Origin of the sequence: Phyllobacterium sp. OV277 (assembly GCF_900104355.1) — a bacterium.
GTDB lineage: Bacteria > Pseudomonadota > Alphaproteobacteria > Rhizobiales > Rhizobiaceae > Phyllobacterium.
On the sequence record NZ_FNIY01000005.1, the window covers coordinates 330,432 to 347,156 of the forward strand.

16 protein-coding genes are annotated in these 16,725 nt (G+C 54.5%); 3 read left to right on the top strand and 13 right to left on the bottom strand.

What is annotated here, in order from left to right:
• Positions 1-99 precede the first annotated feature (99 nt).
• From BLU05_RS18405 to BLU05_RS26275, 13 genes are all read right to left on the bottom strand, one after another.
• Complete coding sequence (locus BLU05_RS18405) at positions 100-1,500, bottom strand: amino acid permease (RefSeq protein WP_091883084.1); 1,401 nt, start codon at positions 1,498-1,500, stop codon at positions 100-102.
• Positions 1,501-1,822: 322 nt separating this feature from the next.
• Complete coding sequence (locus BLU05_RS18410) at positions 1,823-3,973, bottom strand: carboxy terminal-processing peptidase (protein ID WP_091883087.1); 2,151 nt, start codon at positions 3,971-3,973, stop codon at positions 1,823-1,825.
• A 180-nt stretch (positions 3,974-4,153) separates the two neighbouring features.
• Entirely contained in the window at positions 4,154-5,053 is a 900-nt protein-coding gene (locus BLU05_RS18415; RefSeq protein ID WP_091883089.1) for a ribokinase, read from the bottom strand.
• A gap of 18 nt (positions 5,054-5,071) precedes the next feature.
• Entirely contained in the window at positions 5,072-5,719 is a 648-nt protein-coding gene (locus tag BLU05_RS18420; RefSeq protein ID WP_091883092.1) for a TenA family protein, read from the bottom strand.
• A gap of 4 nt (positions 5,720-5,723) precedes the next feature.
• Complete coding sequence (locus BLU05_RS18425; RefSeq protein ID WP_091883095.1) at positions 5,724-6,566, bottom strand: BtpA/SgcQ family protein; 843 nt, start codon at positions 6,564-6,566, stop codon at positions 5,724-5,726.
• A 47-nt stretch (positions 6,567-6,613) separates the two neighbouring features.
• Entirely contained in the window at positions 6,614-7,378 is a 765-nt protein-coding gene (locus BLU05_RS18430) for a glutamine amidotransferase (RefSeq protein ID WP_091883098.1), read from the bottom strand.
• Positions 7,379-7,414: 36 nt separating this feature from the next.
• Positions 7,415-8,437 carry a phosphotriesterase family protein gene (locus BLU05_RS18435; RefSeq protein WP_175540663.1) on the bottom strand — a complete coding sequence of 341 codons (1,023 nt, stop codon included), beginning with the start codon at positions 8,435-8,437 and terminating at the stop codon, positions 7,415-7,417.
• Positions 8,438-8,487: 50 nt separating this feature from the next.
• Positions 8,488-9,489 carry an ABC transporter permease gene (locus tag BLU05_RS18440; protein WP_091883100.1) on the bottom strand — a complete coding sequence of 334 codons (1,002 nt, stop codon included), beginning with the start codon at positions 9,487-9,489 and terminating at the stop codon, positions 8,488-8,490.
• The gene (locus BLU05_RS18445) at positions 9,486-10,301 is read right to left on the bottom strand and encodes an ATP-binding cassette domain-containing protein (RefSeq protein WP_091883103.1); all 816 of its coding nucleotides are present in this window, start codon (positions 10,299-10,301) and stop codon (positions 9,486-9,488) included. Before BLU05_RS18445 ends, BLU05_RS18440 begins: the two co-directional genes overlap by 4 nt.
• Positions 10,298-11,251, bottom strand: coding sequence for an ABC transporter substrate-binding protein (locus tag BLU05_RS18450; RefSeq protein WP_091883106.1), 954 nt, complete (start codon positions 11,249-11,251; stop codon positions 10,298-10,300). Before BLU05_RS18450 ends, BLU05_RS18445 begins: the two co-directional genes overlap by 4 nt.
• Before the next feature lie 38 nt (positions 11,252-11,289).
• Positions 11,290-12,312, bottom strand: a complete 1,023-nt coding sequence (locus tag BLU05_RS18455; RefSeq protein ID WP_091883109.1) for a LacI family DNA-binding transcriptional regulator — start codon at positions 12,310-12,312, stop codon at positions 11,290-11,292.
• Positions 12,313-12,705: 393 nt separating this feature from the next.
• Complete coding sequence (locus tag BLU05_RS18465; RefSeq protein WP_091883115.1) at positions 12,706-13,338, bottom strand: hypothetical protein; 633 nt, start codon at positions 13,336-13,338, stop codon at positions 12,706-12,708.
• 72 nt (positions 13,339-13,410) lie between these two features.
• Positions 13,411-13,557: a hypothetical protein gene (locus tag BLU05_RS26275; protein WP_175540658.1), complete on the bottom strand. Its 147-nt coding sequence runs from the start codon at positions 13,555-13,557 to the stop codon at positions 13,411-13,413.
• Between BLU05_RS26275 and BLU05_RS18470 the strand changes: the two genes are divergently transcribed.
• The 3 genes from BLU05_RS18470 (at position 13,556) to BLU05_RS18480 (ending at position 16,370) form a co-directional block, all read left to right on the top strand.
• Entirely contained in the window at positions 13,556-14,281 is a 726-nt protein-coding gene (locus BLU05_RS18470; protein WP_091883118.1) for a response regulator, read from the top strand. The two genes, BLU05_RS26275 and BLU05_RS18470, sit on opposite strands and share 2 nt — an antisense overlap.
• Positions 14,278-15,537, top strand: coding sequence for an ATP-binding protein (locus BLU05_RS18475; protein WP_091883119.1), 1,260 nt, complete (start codon positions 14,278-14,280; stop codon positions 15,535-15,537). The genes BLU05_RS18470 and BLU05_RS18475 overlap by 4 nt, the downstream gene beginning before the upstream one ends.
• Positions 15,538-15,860: 323 nt before the next feature.
• Positions 15,861-16,370 (top strand): invasion associated locus B family protein, encoded by a 510-nt coding sequence (locus tag BLU05_RS18480; protein ID WP_175540659.1) that lies wholly within the window; start codon positions 15,861-15,863, stop codon positions 16,368-16,370.
• The last annotated feature ends 355 nt before the right edge of the window (positions 16,371-16,725 follow it).

Genomic DNA, 16,725 nt, shown 5'->3' on the forward strand with positions numbered 1-16,725 from the left:
CCAGATGGCAAAGTTGATACGATCTCCAGTCAAATCCTTTGCAGAAACGGCGAGCCGCAAAGCTCGCCGTTTTTCATTGTGTAGCAGTTCCAAAACCCATCAGGATGGATTGAATGCGGCAACCCGCTGACGCTTTATGAACTGATAGGCAATTGCCAGAAGTCCAAACCAGATAGGGGCTACGTACAGTGCAACCCGGGTAGACGGATCAAGACTGAGGAATACGGCGACCATCAAAAGGAAAGCGACGACCAGCCAATTGGCAACCGGGGCCCCGGGCATACGGAAATGCACGGCCTTGGCCTCGCCCCTCGCAACCGCCCGGCGATAGCCAAGATGCGCAATCATGATAATCGACCAGGTCCACAAGCTGCCAACCAGCGAAATACTGGTGATCCAGATAAAGGCCTGCTCCGGCACCACATAGTTCAGCACCACGCCCAACGACATCACCGCCGTTGATGCTGTGATACCAGCAAATGGTATGTGGTTACGGTTGACCCGGCCGAATATGCGTGGTGCCTGTCCAGCGCGCGCCAACGTGAACAACATGCGGCCATTGCTGAAAATGCCACTGTTGCAGGATGACGCGGCGGCTGTGATAACAACAAAATTGATCACATCAGCGGCGATGCTAAGGCCAAGCTTGTCGAATACGAAAACAAACGGACTCGTATTCGGATCAAGCTGGTTCCACGGCAAAAGTGCCATGATAACGGCCAGAGCGCCCAGATAGAAAATCAGAATACGCCAGATAATGCCATTCGTGGCGCGGGGCAGGACTTCTTCTGGATTTTCAGCCTCGCCAGCCGTGACGCCGATCAGCTCCACACCCTGATAGGCAAACATCACCATTTGAAGCGCGAGAACAGCGCCGAGAGCGCCGAAAGGCAGGAATCCGCCATGCGTCCAAAGGTTGGAGAAACTCGCCTGCTGCCCGAGATCACCGATGCGGAAGATAATGACGGCAAGGCCGCCAAGGATCAGCGCCACAATCGTGACGACCTTTATGAGCGCGAACCAGAATTCCAGCTCGCCGAACAACCTGACGGCAACGACATTGACGATATAAAGCACCGCCAAAGTCACCAAAGCGGGCACCCATTGCGGCACATCCGGCAGCCAGTAGTGGATATAGACGCCAACGGCTGTGATTTCGGCCATGCCGATCACAACCCACATGAACCAGTACGACCAGCCCGTGGCAAAACCGGCAAAGGGTCCAACATACTCTTCCGCATAGGTTGCAAAAGAACCCGCCACCGGCTTGTGCAGAAGCAGTTCACCCAGCGCACGCATGATAAAGAAAACAGCAATGCCGCCAACGGCGTAGCTCAGCAACAGTCCCGGTCCAGCCATTGAAATGGCTTTACCAGATCCAAGGAACAGGCCGACGCCAATAGCGCCGCCAATAGCAATCATATGAATATGACGGCTCTTGAGTTTGCGCGCCAGTTCGCCGTCTCCAGGCAGATTTTCTGATTGGCTCGACATAGTCATAGCGGTCCCTCCTCCTGGCCGATGTCATGGTGCAATCGTCGATGCGACTCTAAAGTCGGCGGGATATTACATGGATCGGGGAACGCGAGAGCCTGCTGTAGGTCAATAATATTGACCTATTGAAACCTAAGTTGATGAACACTTGTGCGCGTAAAAAACCAAGTGAAATGGCCTGATTTGCGGCGATCAATCTAAACCGATTGAATGCCAAGGTAACGGGCGGCCGTTACCATATGGCAACCCAACCGCCCGAAACGAGGGCAACGGATGCTCCACTGGAACCATCTGCCCGAAGGCGTTTAGTTCAAGCCCGCTGCTCTGACTATTTTGCCGGAGTGGCTCCCGGCTGCTGTGCTGCCACCTTCGGAACACCCGTCAAAAGGGTTGCTTCGTCGGCAACAATATTGGCAGCTTCATTCAACAACACATCTTTCGCACTCTTACGGGCTTTTTCGATGGCGATGTCAGCGCTGAGGCTACGCTCATTGGCCTGCAAGCCGTCATCCTGTGTTGTCAGATCAGCTGAATCCTCATCGTCGCCCGTTCCCGCACCATCGTTAACTTTCTCGCGTGATTTGAGACGCTTTGCCTGTTCATTCATCTCATTGCGACGGTCGGTTTCGTTGAGCGAAATGACCCGCTTTTCGCGCTGAGCTTTCAGATTGGCCATATCATCGACGAAACGCTGGAAATCCGGGTCCTTCTGTACCCGCGCGTCGTGACGGGTTTGCAGCTCGGGAAACACTGCCTTCAGATCAGCCGAAGGTGTGTAATTTGCTGGCGGAACCTGTGTCCAAGGCAGAGCATTATCATAGCTCGACTCGCCAAAAGTCTTGGTGTCCGAGAACCCCGGCAGGCTGATGTCAGGCGTCACACCACGCAACTGTGTCGTACCACCATTGACGCGGAAGAACTGCGCAACGGTCATTTTCAGCTCGCCAAATTTTGGCTTGGTGTTGTGCGCCAACTGATCGAGATTGACCACGGTCTGCACTGTGCCCTTGCCGAAGCTGGGTTCACCCACAATCACACCGCGCCCATAATCCTGTATCGCAGCGGCAAAAATCTCCGACGCTGACGCTGACCCGCGATTGATTAATACACCAACAGAACCGGTCCATGCGGGTGCGGGCAGATTATCGCTCTCGACATTAACCTCACCACCGGCATTGCGTTCCTGTACAACAGGGCCTTTGCCCACAAACAGGCCCGTCAGATCAATCGCCTCAGCGAGAGAACCGCCGCCATTGTTGCGCAGGTCAATCAGGACGCTATCAATCTTGTCCTGCTTCAGTTCAGCCAGAAGATTGGCCACGTCGCGGCTGGCACTTCTGTAGTTCTTGTCGCCCTTGCGGCGCGCCTCGAAATCTTCATAGAAGGCAGGCAGCGTGATGACACCGATCTTGCGGGTGGCATCGCCATCCTTGACCGACAGAATGGTCTTCTTGGCCGCCTGTTTGTCCAGGGTGATCTTGTCACGCACAAGACTGATCGTGCGATGCTTGCCATCCGGTCCGGCATCGGCAGGCAATATGTCCAGCCGAACAACCGAATCCTTGGCGCCGCGGATCATCTTGACAACTTCATCAAGACGCGTGCCGACAACTTCCTTGATAGCACCGCGCTCGCCCTGGCCAACACCAATGATACGGTCGCCAACGGTAAGCTTGCCTGACAATTGCGCCGGACCACCGGCCATCAGTTCACGGATCGTCGTGTAATCGTCCCGCTCCTGCAAGACGGCGCCGATACCAACCAGCGACAGCTTCATCGAAATATCGAACTCGGCCGAAGCCGTTGCGCCGAAATAGTCCGTATGTGGTTCAACCGACGTTGTGTAGGCGTCCATGAAAATCTGGAACACGTCGTCGCTCTTATATTTGTAAGCGCGCTCCTGCGAATTTTCGTAACGCTTGTCGAGCGTATCGCGAATGCCAGCATCAGTCTTACCGGCCAACTTCAGGCGCAACCAGTCATTCTTGACGCGTTTGCGCCAGAGTTCATTGCTATCAGCCTCTGTCTGCGGCCAGGGCTCCTTGTCGCGCACAAAGGGGTAATCTTCCTTGGCGCTGAAATCAAAACCCTGCTTCAGCAGTGAACGCGCATAGGACAGGCGTTCGACAACGCGCTGCTCGTAGACATTAAAAATCGAAAAAGGAATCCGCAGATCTTCCTGATTGATGCCGTCATCAATCTTCGTGCTGTCGGCCATGAACTTGTCAATGTCGGCCTGCACGAAGAGGAACCTGTCCGGATCGAGTGCTTTGAGGAACCGGTCCATGATCTTGGCGGAGAGCGCATCGTCCAACGGAACAGGCTTGTAATGATAACGCGTCAGAAACTGGGCGCTCAAACGAGCGGCCTGCGCCTGTTGCTGCAGCGGCGTCAGGGTCGGGGGTGTACCGGCTTCCAGCGCATAGGCAGAGGGCGCAATTGCCAGGAACACACAGAGCAAACCATATTTCATACGCATTAAAGCTTCGATCCGATTTTTGACGTTCAGGTTTCGTTATTTAATGTTGTTGGAACAATTATGGTTTTTTGGCAACCGAACGCCAGATTATTCCTGTGCCCGTCCCAATAATTTCTTTTTTCCGCTACAGTGCTGCAGCAGATTTACCCAATACGGGTCGTGGCATTTACAAGAAACTGCTCAGTGCGATGCCAGCAGAATCTCCAGTTCCTGGGATGTTGGGAAAGCGGATTGTGTCCCCTTTCTTGACACCGTGATGGCTGCGGCCTTTACCGCATGTTCAATCGCCAGCCGGTCAAGACGGCAATTGCGCTTTACAGATGACGCCAGGGCCACGGACATGAATGTATCTCCCGCGCCGGTTGTATCGACGACGACGGAGGGATGAGCCGGAACCGTAATCATGGCCTGCTCATTCGCGAGGATCGCGCCCTTATTGCCGAGGGTCAGAACAACTTCGCGCAGACCGTGTTGCAGCAGATATTTAGCTGCGGCCTCGCCAGTCGCTCCCGTCAGGGCCAACGCCTCTCCCTGATTGAGAAACACCACATCAATCAAGCGCCAGAGATCGGCGAAATACGGGCGCAGCGGGGATGGATTGAAAGCTGTGACCATCTCAAGAGCTTTGGCCCGTTCAAGGATTTCGCGCGTCGCCCTGTGCGAGAGGTTTCCCTGCAGGATCGCAAGATCATCAGGTTCAGCGGCTAGCAGTTTTGAAGCCACGTCAGATGAAGTCAGGCTTTGGGCAGACCCGGTTGTTGTGACAATGGCATTCTCACCATCAGGGAGGCGAAAGATAATGGAAACGTCGCTGGATTTTCCCTCTAGCTCCACCAGCTCGGCAATGAGGGGCTCATCCAGCAGGCGCTCGCGGATTGCTGCTGCCCGAACATCATTGCCGACAGGAGCGACCAATGTTGTCAGAACACCGCAGCGCGCCATGACGACGGCCTGATTGGTGCCTTTGCCTCCGAGGTCGTGCGCTCCAATTTCACCGAGGATAGAGGCACCGGACGTTGGAAGTGCCTCGACAGCGATTGTTTCATCAATGGTAACATTGCCGATTACATAGGCGCGCATTGGGGAACCCTCGGAAAGCTAAAGATAAGGCGCGTCATGAAAATCAATTTCGAGCTGCATCGCATGGCTGAAAATACTGCTCAACCGGGAACATGCCTCTTCGGAAAGGCCTACGCCAGCCAGATCAAGCTGCCGCTTGAGCCATAATGCCTGCTCGGCAAAACCTTGGCTTACATGCAGATCAACCCACTCCTTAAGCAAGGGATCGCTGATGCGACAGGCTGATGCCTCCTTGGACCACGACCAGTACATCCATTCCGCCGCAAACATCGCAGCAACAATATCGAGAAACCCGCCCTCGGCTGCAATACAGAGCATACCGGAGCAAAATGCATCGACTGCGGGAATATTCACGTCGAATGCTGATGGATCGATAGACCGCAGTGCGAAAGTTCGTTCGAAATAAACAATCTGCTCATTGGCAAGCGCATCGAGAACAGCAATCAGCCAGCGCTTCTGCTCCATGGTTTGCGCCGTCGCCGCTGCATAGGCGAAGATGGAGATTGCCGTATCGACGAAGGCACCCTCATAAACAAGATAGCGATCAAACACGTCCTTGCTCAACGCATCGTTTTTGATGTCCCTGACAAAACGATGGTCGAGCATCGCCTGGAGAACAGTGGCGTTTTCCCGAAGGATGCGGTCGGAGAGGCTTTCATTTGTCATCCGCTCAATGCTCCAACCCCGGCTCTGCGGCAGTGCGGAATGCCTTGACCCGTTCAACGTCCACCGGGTTCCACCAGACACCGCCATGTTTCAATGACGAGGCGACGATCACCCCATTGGTGCGGCTGAGAATTTCCACGATATTGTCCCGGTTGACACCTGACCCAACCAATAGCGGCAGATGCGTTGCCGAACCGATTTCTTCGATCTCCTCGATTGTGGCGACATTGCCCGTGCGCTGGCCCGTTGCGATGACGCCATCAGCATCAAAGAAGGCGAGATCGCGCGTCAGTTCCTCAATCGTACGGTCCGCGACGATAGCGTGACTGCCATGCTTCACGTGGCTGTCGGCGAAGACCTTGATATGTTCGGCCCGCAGCATCGAACGATAGCGCATGGCTTCCGCCGCACGGCCTTCCATAAAGCCTTCATTGGCCACATAGGCATTGGCCCACTGATTGACACGGATGAACTTGGCACCACCAGCCATGGCGATGGCAAAGGCGGGGATTGGCGCATTGGCCAGCACATTGATCCCCAGCGGAATACCAACAGCGCGGGCAATACGATCTGTGACGACGGACATGAATCCCGTTGTTTCCGGGCCGATATCATCCGGCTTCGAGAAAGGGATATCACCGTGGTTTTCGATAACCAGCCCATGCAGACCGCCTTCCACACAGGCTTCGGCATCCCGCATGCAGGTATCGTAGATTGAATCCATACTTGCCCTGTTATACCGCGGCGCGCCGGGGAAAGCCGGGCAATGGATCATTCCTATCAGCACCTTGTTTGTGCCGAAAATCTCCTGCACGGCATTGGAGCTTCGATCCGATATTTCCTGCATGTGGTTCCCTTTCATATGCTTTTTAAGTGGTTGGCGTTTGCGGGCAATCAGCGCGTGAGCCAAGCCAGAATGTTCTTCCAAAGCTTGCCGTAGCCGTCCCATTCGCAGAAGGCTGGGGAAAGCCAATGTGGTCCGATATCGGATGTCCAGACAGCTGTGTTACCCTTGCCATAACGTCCAAGAACCAGCAGTGGGTGGCCGCCCTGATCGTCAGGCAAAGTCGCGATGACTTCGACGTCTGCGTGCTCACGCACTTCGACTTCATTCACACCGAGGAGCACCGGCCATTCCCCGCTGAGACCGGCCATGACAGGATGATCGGCCATGAGAATTTTCGCCGTCGTACCCTCGGGGATTTCAACGCGGTCATCATAGGGAAGACAGGTAACCGGAAGCACATCTTCGACAGCTGTCCGCCGCCAACGCGCCTTGCCGTCAATGCCCTGAAACGAGAAATAGCCGCCGACCATCAGGAGCGCCCCACCCTTTTCAACCCAGGCCTTGATGAGCTTGAGCCGGTTCGGAACAGTGCGCGAATGCAGCCAGACCTCAGGCGGCAGCAATAGCGAGTTCGCGCCAATATCCGACAGGATAATGACGTCATAGGCATCCAGACCCGCCATTTCATACGGGAATTTCTCGACCGCTTCGTGCGCGGGCATATAGGTCAGGTCAAACTCGCTGCCTGCCAATGCCTTGACCAGCGGCTCTGCACCCAGATGAAAGGTGACACTGCCAAACTGGTCAAAACCTTTGTAATGGGTGGCCGAACTGACCCAGCTTTCGCCAACGAGAAGTACTTTCTTTGTCATGGGTAATCACTCTTTCATTTCAAATAGGGATTTGCTTCAGGTTCCGGCGTGAAAGACGGCGCGTGGGTTTGCTCGCATCATCTGATCGAGAGCCGCCCTGTTGAGGCCATGCCTTTCAAGACGAGGCAGGAAATGGCGCAGGATATAGGCGTAACCATTGCCGCCATAGCGGGTCAGCATCATCTTGAGGAAAACATCGTGAGACAGAAGAACCCGGTCGAGATAACCCGCCTCAGCCAGACGCACGATGGCTCGCGCTGCATCCTCATCGCTTGGACATTGCACCTGCTGGTCCGCATAGAAGTAATCCATGCCAATCATGTCGTATTCAATGAATGCCCCACGCGAAGCAAGTTCGCTCTGATAGGCAAAGTCATCATGCGAGGGGTTCATATGGCAGAGAACCGTGTGCCTGATATCGGCCCCCTCCTGCTCCACAATATCAAGAACGCGGTGGCCAAGCCGGTACCAACCGGGCAAGTGCACCATGAGTGGAAGTCCCGTACGCAGCTGTGCCTGCGCAGCGCCGCGCAGTGACTTTTCTTCCTCCGTGGTGAAGTCCGAGGAAACGCCAATCTCCCCTATGAGGCCGATTTTAACATCGGTCCCGTCAACACCTTCGACGGCTTCGCGCACGATTTCATTTGCGATATCTTCAACAGTCATCGCAGCAACTTCATGAGGGTGGGATGAGCCAAGATAATAACCCGCGCCCATCACCACGTTGAGACCTGCAGCCTTTGCGATCCGCCGCAGGGCCTGCGGATTACGGCCAATGCCCCGGCATGTCGGCTCCACCACCGTCTGCCCGCCTTCAATAGCAAAGGCGCGCAATTCTGAAATCGCCAGTGGTTCATCATCAAGCGTGATGTTGTGCTTGTTGACAAAGGGGTCCTGTTTCAATTCGCCGAGAATTTCGATGCAGACGAAACCACCAGCAAGATACTGCCGCTCGGGTGTTTTGGGCGCATGCCACCAGCACCGGCAATCGTTGAGAATATGCTCGTGCATCAAGGTAATGCCGAGCGCATCCGCAGCGATGGGACCATTGACCGTCATCACCTTGCCGGAGCGAATATGTCCTTCAGATAATTCATTGCTCACGGCTGTCACCTCTTCTTACCGCCGAAGCGGAAGTTTGCAGTGAAAATCCGTGTGTTCAGCCAGATGGCGATCAGGATAATCGCGCCCGTCACGATCTGGGTGAAGAATGGCGAGATGTGCATGAGGATCAGACCATTGCCGATGACCGCAATAGTCAGCGTCCCGAGAACTGTTCCAAGAATGGTGCCACGGCCGCCCATAAGAGATGTTCCGCCGAGAACAACCGCAGCGATAACCTGAAGCTCGAAACCCACGGCCGCATTGGAAGAGCCTGATCCCAATCGCGCCGCGATCAGCAGTCCGGCGACTGCACATGCAACGCCTGAAATAATGTAAACAGATGCGATGATCCATTTGGCAGGCATACCGACACGGCGAGCCGCCTCCATATTGGAACCTACAGCCACGACCTGACGGCCATATTTCGTCGCAGTGATCGCCACATAGCCGAGAACAGCGACGACAGCGGCAATGATGGCGGGCACGGGAATGCCGCCAACAACACCGCGACCAAGAGCAAAGAACCCCGGCGCGTCCTGAATGGGTATCGAATAACCTTGTGTCAGATAGAGCGCATAGCCGCGCAGGATAGAAAGACCAGCAAGCGTCACGATGAATGCCGGAATCCCCTGATAGGCAACAAACCAGCCTTGAGCGAATCCGAGACCACCACCCAGAATGAGCATTGCGATGACCACCAATGGCCAAGGATATCCCATCGCCATGACGACGGCGGCAACGGCATTGATAAGGGCCACCTGCGAGCCAACCGACAGGTCAATACCGCCGGTGATGATTACGAAAGTCATTGCAATCGCAACGATCAATATCGGTGCGGCTTGCCGCACAATATTCAGAATATTTCCCGCGGTCAGAAAGGTGTCACTGCCAACAGAGAAAAAGATCATGCAAGCGGCAAAGAAAATCGCGATGGACAGAACCTGTGCATGCTCGCCGAAGAAATCGGCAACGCGCGATCCGTGACCGCGTTCGGTATAGACGGTCATTGCCTTGCTCCTTCGCCGACAATCAGTTTCACGAGGTCTTCCAGATTGGTCCCGCCGATCTGGCGTTCGGCAACTTTCGTGCCCTCATACATGACCGCAATACGATCACAGACCCGGAAGAGATCCTGAAGACGATGCGTGATAAGGATCACCGAAACCCCGTTGGCCTTGACGCGATTGATCAGGGCAAGCACCGCTTCGACTTCGGCCACGGCAAGTGCGGATGTGGGTTCGTCCATAATCAGCACGTTTGGCTTGAAGGATGCGGCACGGGCAATGGCGATTGCCTGACGCTGTCCACCGGAGAGTTGGGCCACCTTGCCGGTTAGTTTCGGGATACGGATTTCCAGCGCATCCAGCATTTTGCGCGCTTCTGCCAGCATGGTCTTGCTGTCGAGGAATATGCCCTTGCTAAGCTCCCGCCCGAGAAAGAGATTGCCGACAACATCAATCTGATCACACAGGCTCAAATCCTGAAAAACCATCTCAATATGCCTGTTGCGCGCATCGGCTGGTCCTGACAAACGAACTTCTTCGCCCTCGATGGTCATGGTGCCGCCGTCCGGAATGTAAGTACCGGAGATGATCTTTGTCAGCGTCGACTTGCCCGCCGCGTTGTCGCCAACAAGGCCGAGACATTCGCCGGGAAAGATATCGAGATCAACGCCGCGCAGCGCCTGATGCGAGCCGAATGATTTGCGTATACCGCGCAGTGAAATGCGCGGGGCGGGTTGCGTACCGCTAGCGCTTCCGGAGAGGTTTCCCCCTCCGGCGCTTGCGGCAGCCAATCTTTGCTGACCGTCCTGAATCATTTGAAAACGGCCCGGTACGGATCGACATTCGCCTTGGTCACGATCGTTACGGGAACAGCAATGTTCTTCTCAACGGTCTGGCCTGCCGAGGCTTTCAGCAAAGCATCGACGGCGGCGCCGCCCATTGCCGACGGGTCCTGCTGGATAACGGCGGCGACAAATCCTGCATCAATACCCGCAATGGCTTCCGCGGTCAGATCCCAGCCAAACACCTTGATGGTGTCCTGCTTGCCCTGACTTTGCACGGCAGCAATCGCACCCATCAAGGCAGGTTCACCCGTTGCATAGATTGCGGTCAGATCGGGATTGCCAGTGATCAGGTTTTCTGCGGCAGACAAGGCATTGTCCTGCACGTTCTGACCATCGACCACGCCAGTCATTTGAATCCCTTCGGCACTCTTGACCGTCTTTTCAAAACCATCCTGACGGACATTCTGAATGTAGGAATTGAGCGCACCGACAACGCCGATCTTGGCTTTGCCGCCCATATTGGTTTTCACATAATCAAGAAAGAACTTGCCCATGTCAGCGCCAGCTTTGGCATTGTCCACGCCGATCTGCGCCTTCTGCGGGCCATCAGGCAGGATCGCATCAATGGCAACAACCGGGATACCTGCATCGGCAGCCTGCTTGACGGCAGGCATCAGCCCATTGACGTCAATGGCAACAACAGCAAGGCCGGAAACCTTCTCCTGAATATATGTTTCGATAGCGCTGTTCTGTGCTGTCGGTTCGTTGTTGGAATTGAAGATAACCAGCTTCACGCCCGCAGCATCTGCAGCCTTCTGCGCACCCTGATTCATCTGGTTGAAGAAAAGCGCCTGCTGATTGATCTGCACAAGCGCGATTGTCTTTTTTTCCTGTGCAATGGCCGTTGACGCACTGGCACAACCCAATGCGGTGAAGCCAGCCAATGCGATCAGTGTTCTCCTGCTCAAATTCAAAGTCATGTTCTCATCCTCTGTTGGTTTTTTTACCGTCACATTTGTTATTTCGCAGGCGGAGCAACGGAGTTCCGCACGACGATTTCAACAGGCAGAAGTTCTTCCGAGGCGGAAGGTTTCCATTCTTGCCAGTTTGTTTCCAAAAGCAGTTCCAGTGCGCGGCGGCCGAGTTGACGGACCGGCTGACGAACAACCGTCAGCGGCGGCGCAAAGAGGTGAAGCGGCCCGACATCGTCGAAGCCAATGATCGAGACATCATCAGGAACCGAGATATTCCTATCCTTGAAAACCTCGATCAGACCAATGGCGATTTCATCAGAACTGGCAAAGATGGCCGTTGCTTCATGCCGCTCTTCAAGGAACCTGAGGGCCGCTTCCCGCCCATATTTGACGGTGTATTCGCCAGCATAGCGATCAACCTTTGCCGTACTACCATGCCGCTCGCGCAGTGCGCGCATCAGACCATCGAAACGACGGCGCGCGCTGATCATGCGCTCATCACCGCCTATGAAGAGAACATGGCTATGCCCCTGCTCGGCAAGATGAATACCGGCAAGATAGCCGCCATTCTCGTTATCGCAGAAAAGCTTTGGCGCCTTTGAACCCGGAACATCTTCGTCGACGATGATAACCTTGCCGGAGCGATTGATAAGATTGGCGAGTGCTCCATCATCGGGGTGGTTGGTGATGAAGATCAGCCCATCCACATGATTGCGCTCAATCAGTTGCAGATACTCAATCTCGCGACCCGGACGATTGAGCGTGGCATGCAGAGAGACCGCCAGCTTCCGTTCGTCAGCCGCCTGCTCGACGGCTGCCACCAGTGTCGAGAAAAACGGATTGGCAATTTCCGGGACAACCAGACCGATAGTGTCCGAACGCCCCATGCTCAAACGGCGGGCATGCGGATTAGGCATGTAGTTGAGTGACTTGATCGCGTCTTCAATACGCTTTTTGGTGTGATACGGCAGATCGAGACTGCCATTCACAAGCCGGGAAACGGTGGTCACGGACACACCGGCGGCAGCGGCAACATCTTTCAGACTTGGCGTTGTCTTCTTGATCACGGCGCATTTCCCATTTGTAAAGCGGTTTAGTAAAACGCTTTACAAAGCAATATCACTTGATCGCTATTGTCAACCGGATTCAAAAAATGATGGAATTTTTCCTGAGGACCACCTTTAAATACGGTCCTCTTCGGTGGGAGCAATATCCTTAGCAAGGTCGTATCGGGGCTGGTGGCCAATGCTAGGAGGAACGTCCTGATCAAACGCCTTTTGTTTCCCGCACCTGAAATGTGTATTCAGCAGACGCAACGCCTGCCGGATGTAGGAGAGTGAGACAGCGTTGACGAACGCAACTGTCAGGCTGCAAAATGTGAACATCAAATTAGTGTCCATTTGTGCGATCCATTTCAAAACTGTCTCGTAAAAATCGAAGATGTGAGGGGCGTCACTGCCTCACTTGCTGCCGGGCATCCTGTGCGGCGCGGGCGGACCTTTGCGATCAGCTTCGGTAAACTTCGCCTGCTGATCCGGCGTCAATACTTCAAACAGGGCTTTGGTGGCCTGCTTAAGCGTCTGGGCTTTTGCCCCACGTTCTATCGCAATATCAGCCATACGCTCGGTCGTCAGCGGCTCGTTCTCCTGCGGTTTGGCAGGATCATCGCTCACAGTGCCGGGCGCGGCGTTATCCCTGAAATGAGGATGGGGTCCCTCGGCAAATGCCAGCAATGCGGACGTGTATGTTCGCCAGGTATCAAATTGTTCGCTGCGAATCCCCACCATCGTCTCCTCAGCGGCCAGCCAGCCCGCCAGAGCAGAGGCCGCGTCCTTGGGATGGGGAAAATGCCTTTCATGCACGTGCCTGGCTTCGTCGGCTTTCTCCAGCTGTTCACGACATGCATTCTCCTCATCGTACTCATCATCCTCACCAAGAAAGGATTGAGCCAATTGAGTGAATGATATGTTCGAGACCCTCTCCGTTGAAGTCGCAACGAAAGGATGCTCGATGGGATCGGCCCGGCTTGGGGTCATTGTCAGACCGAAGATGACCGTCGATATCAGCCCCGCAGACAGGAGTGCACGTTTCATTTTTACCTCGCATCAGGAATAAACATTTGCTTCGGGAACATGAAACGCGCCGGCGTCTGAAATCCGTCTCAATCATTTCAGAAACTTGCTGATGGGAGTATTTTTGTAACGAAACATTGCCGGGTTCATTGCCAGCAATGTTTCGTTACAAAATTCCTCTGCCGGGCTTTTGGAAATACCGTTAGGAACGGCCATGCGATTAGAAATGCGTTGAGCCATGCAAACTGTACCCAACATAATGGTTGTCGACGACGATGCCGAAATCCGTTCGCTTCTTGGACGATATTTGCGAGAGCAAGGGTTTCGCGTTTGTGTGGCCGCCAACCGGCGGGAGTTTGACGCTCTCTTTGCCGAGCGCAATCCGGACCTGCTCGTGCTTGACGTCCTGCTGCCTGACGGGTCGGGTCTCGACATCTGCCGGGTTATGCGCAGTCAAAGACAACAGGTTCCCATCATCCTGTTGACCGCACTTAAAGAAGATGTCGATCGCATCATCGGCCTCGAAATCGGTGCCGATGATTACATGAGCAAGCCATTTAACCCGCGCGAGTTGACCGCCCGGATCAAAGCCGTTTTGCGACGCTCGAACGCGGACAAATTACCGGACGAAGAAGTCAGCACTTTCGAGTTCGCAGACTTTATTGTTGAGCCGCGATTGCGCCGGGTCGTTGGCCTCTCGGGCATGATGATTGATCTGACCGGAGCGGAATTCGACCTGCTGAAAGTCTTCCTTGAGCGAGCTGGCAAACTTTTGTCCCGGGACCAGCTACTCGACTTGACGCAAGGACGCGACCGGGACCCGCTCGACCGTTCTATTGACGTGCTGATGAGCCGCTTGCGCAAGAAGCTAGGCGACTCCGAGGAGCGCCCCCTCTTCAAGACCGTGCGCAACGGTGGTTATCAACTGACCGTGCCCGTCAAGCTGATTGTCGCTGAAGCATGAATTCGCTGCGCAACCGGATTGCCCTGTTGCTGTTTCTGGCAATCGTAACCGTGGTGCTCTTGGCCACGCTTACCGCCGTTACCGTGCTTCGCGGGCCTCCACCGGAAGCGGTGCTGTCCCCGGTTATACAGCGGATCACCCCCGTTATCAGCATGATTGAAGCAGATCCGGCGAGCGCCGCATCGCAGGAATTTGCTGTGCAACCAATGCAGGCCCCTGGCTTTGACGACAGACGGCTATCCGGCATGTTCATGCGGGAGCTTGGGGAACACGGACTTGCCCGGACAGTTCTTGTGACCCGAAACGCCGGGCGGCAAGGCCTTGCGGCCTCTATAAGATTGCAAACGGGCATGTGGCTGGTCGTCGATATTCCGGATATGACACCACATACATGGTGGATATTGACGGGTTGGATCACACTTATCACCCTCGGCAGCACCGCAGTATCAGTCTTTGCAGCATCAAAAATAACCAAACCACTTCTGCTGTTGGATAACGCAGTTACGGCAGTCAGCGCCGACGGGACTTTGCCCCATGTTCCGGAAACGGGTTCTCAGGAAGTCCGCGCTACGGCACAAACGATCAACAGACTATCCGAGCGGCTGAAAACCGCCACAGAAAGCCGTATGAGACTGATTGCTGCAGCGGGTCACGACATGCGGACACCAATGACCCGAATGCGGCTTCGTGCGGAATTCCTGCCTGATGATCTCGATCGCCAGAAATGGCTCAATGACCTTGAGGAACTGAGCAACATTGCTGACAGTGCCATCAGCCTTGTTCGCGAAGAAACTGTCAAAGATACATTTAGAAGCACGCGGCTAGATCTCACTATCAAGGAGATAGCCGAAGAACTTTCCAGTCTCGACATGAAGGTGAATGTTCAAAGTCTGGCACCGCTCTCCATTGCTGCAAGCCCGTTGGCACTGAAACGCGCTTTGCGAAACCTCATCATCAATGGTGCAACCCACGGCAATGGCGCGGAGGTCGTCATGGAGCAGAGACTGCAAACCGCTGTCATCACCATAAAGGATAATGGTCCGGGAATTCCTCCTGAACTTCTGGATAAGGTGTTTGAACCGTTTTTCCGCGCCGATATTTCCCGGCGCAAGACCGTGCTTGGCGCAGGTCTTGGCTTGGCGATTGCCAAGGAGATTATCGAGCGCTTCGGGGGAACCGTTACGATCACCAACAAAGCACCGTCAGGGCTTCTTCAGACTGTGTCATTCACCGTCGAAGCACTCCCACAGCTATAGAGCCGGACCAGAAACACTCGTTAACGAAATCCCCACGGTCAGAAACCTTCTGAAACCGTTGGAACGCATTCCAAACATTCTGTTCTGCAAATTTTGCCTGATTAGTCGAGGCTGGAAGGACACACTCCAGCTATCGCCAACACAGTCAACAGGCCGCTGGAAATGCAGCGCAAAACGATGTGCGGGACGCCATGACACCAAGCAATCGATATTGGAACATTCTGGCATTGACGGTGGGCCGGTGCATTCTTGTCTCATTTGCCGTGATGTTTTCTGCTCAGGCTCACGCTGGGGTCGACAGCAAACCCTTGCTTGATCAGTTGATGAGTGACCGAAAGGAAGCATCCACCCCCGTTCGAACCGAAGCGAGCTTGCAGGACCCGCTGACCGTCAAACTATTGACGCAGCCGCGCGAGGAAACATTTCAGAATTGGTCTTTGCTTTGCCAAACACTGGAAACGGGCAATGATTGCTTTGTGTCACAAACGCTTGTTGATAACAGGGTGCCTGACGGCAAAATGCTGTTCCAGATCAATGGCATTGATGAAAACGGCGCCCGTGGACATGTGATGCTGCCAGCCGGTTTCCTGCTGCGGGAAGGCGTAACCATCCGCATTGGCGAAACCACCCTTCAGTTTCCTCTTCTGTCGTGCATGCCTGAAGGGTGTGTTGCCGACATCAGTTTCAATCAGCAGCAATTGGCGTTGCTGCAAACGAGCAATCAAGTCGATATCGCGATTGTACTACAGTCAGGCGAATATATGCATTTCCCGTTCAAGCTGCAGGGTTTTCAGTCCGCATTCCAGAAGATGAGTTGTGTTATCCGCCCCTAGTGCTGCACGCGACTTTTGCGTCAATAAAATGGCCAGCAACGTTCGATTACAAAACAGCGCCTTGCAGCAAAATTGCGAGACAATACGGACTGATTTTGGACATCCCCAGCAGGGAATGTCGAGACCAGCAATGCAAAGAACAAGGGGCGGCATACATGGACGATGTTTCCGGAAAAGCAGATTTGCCCAGGCGTAGCCCGCCCGCCATCGGTCATCGTTGAGTACCTTTCCCGGAATAAGAAGACAGAGTTGGAATACTGATGGCGGCAAGTTCAAAATTCGTTGGTGCAGCGTCGGCGCTCGCCATTTCAGCGGCTCTTGTAAGTTCGGGAGCAATCGTCACCACGATTGCGGG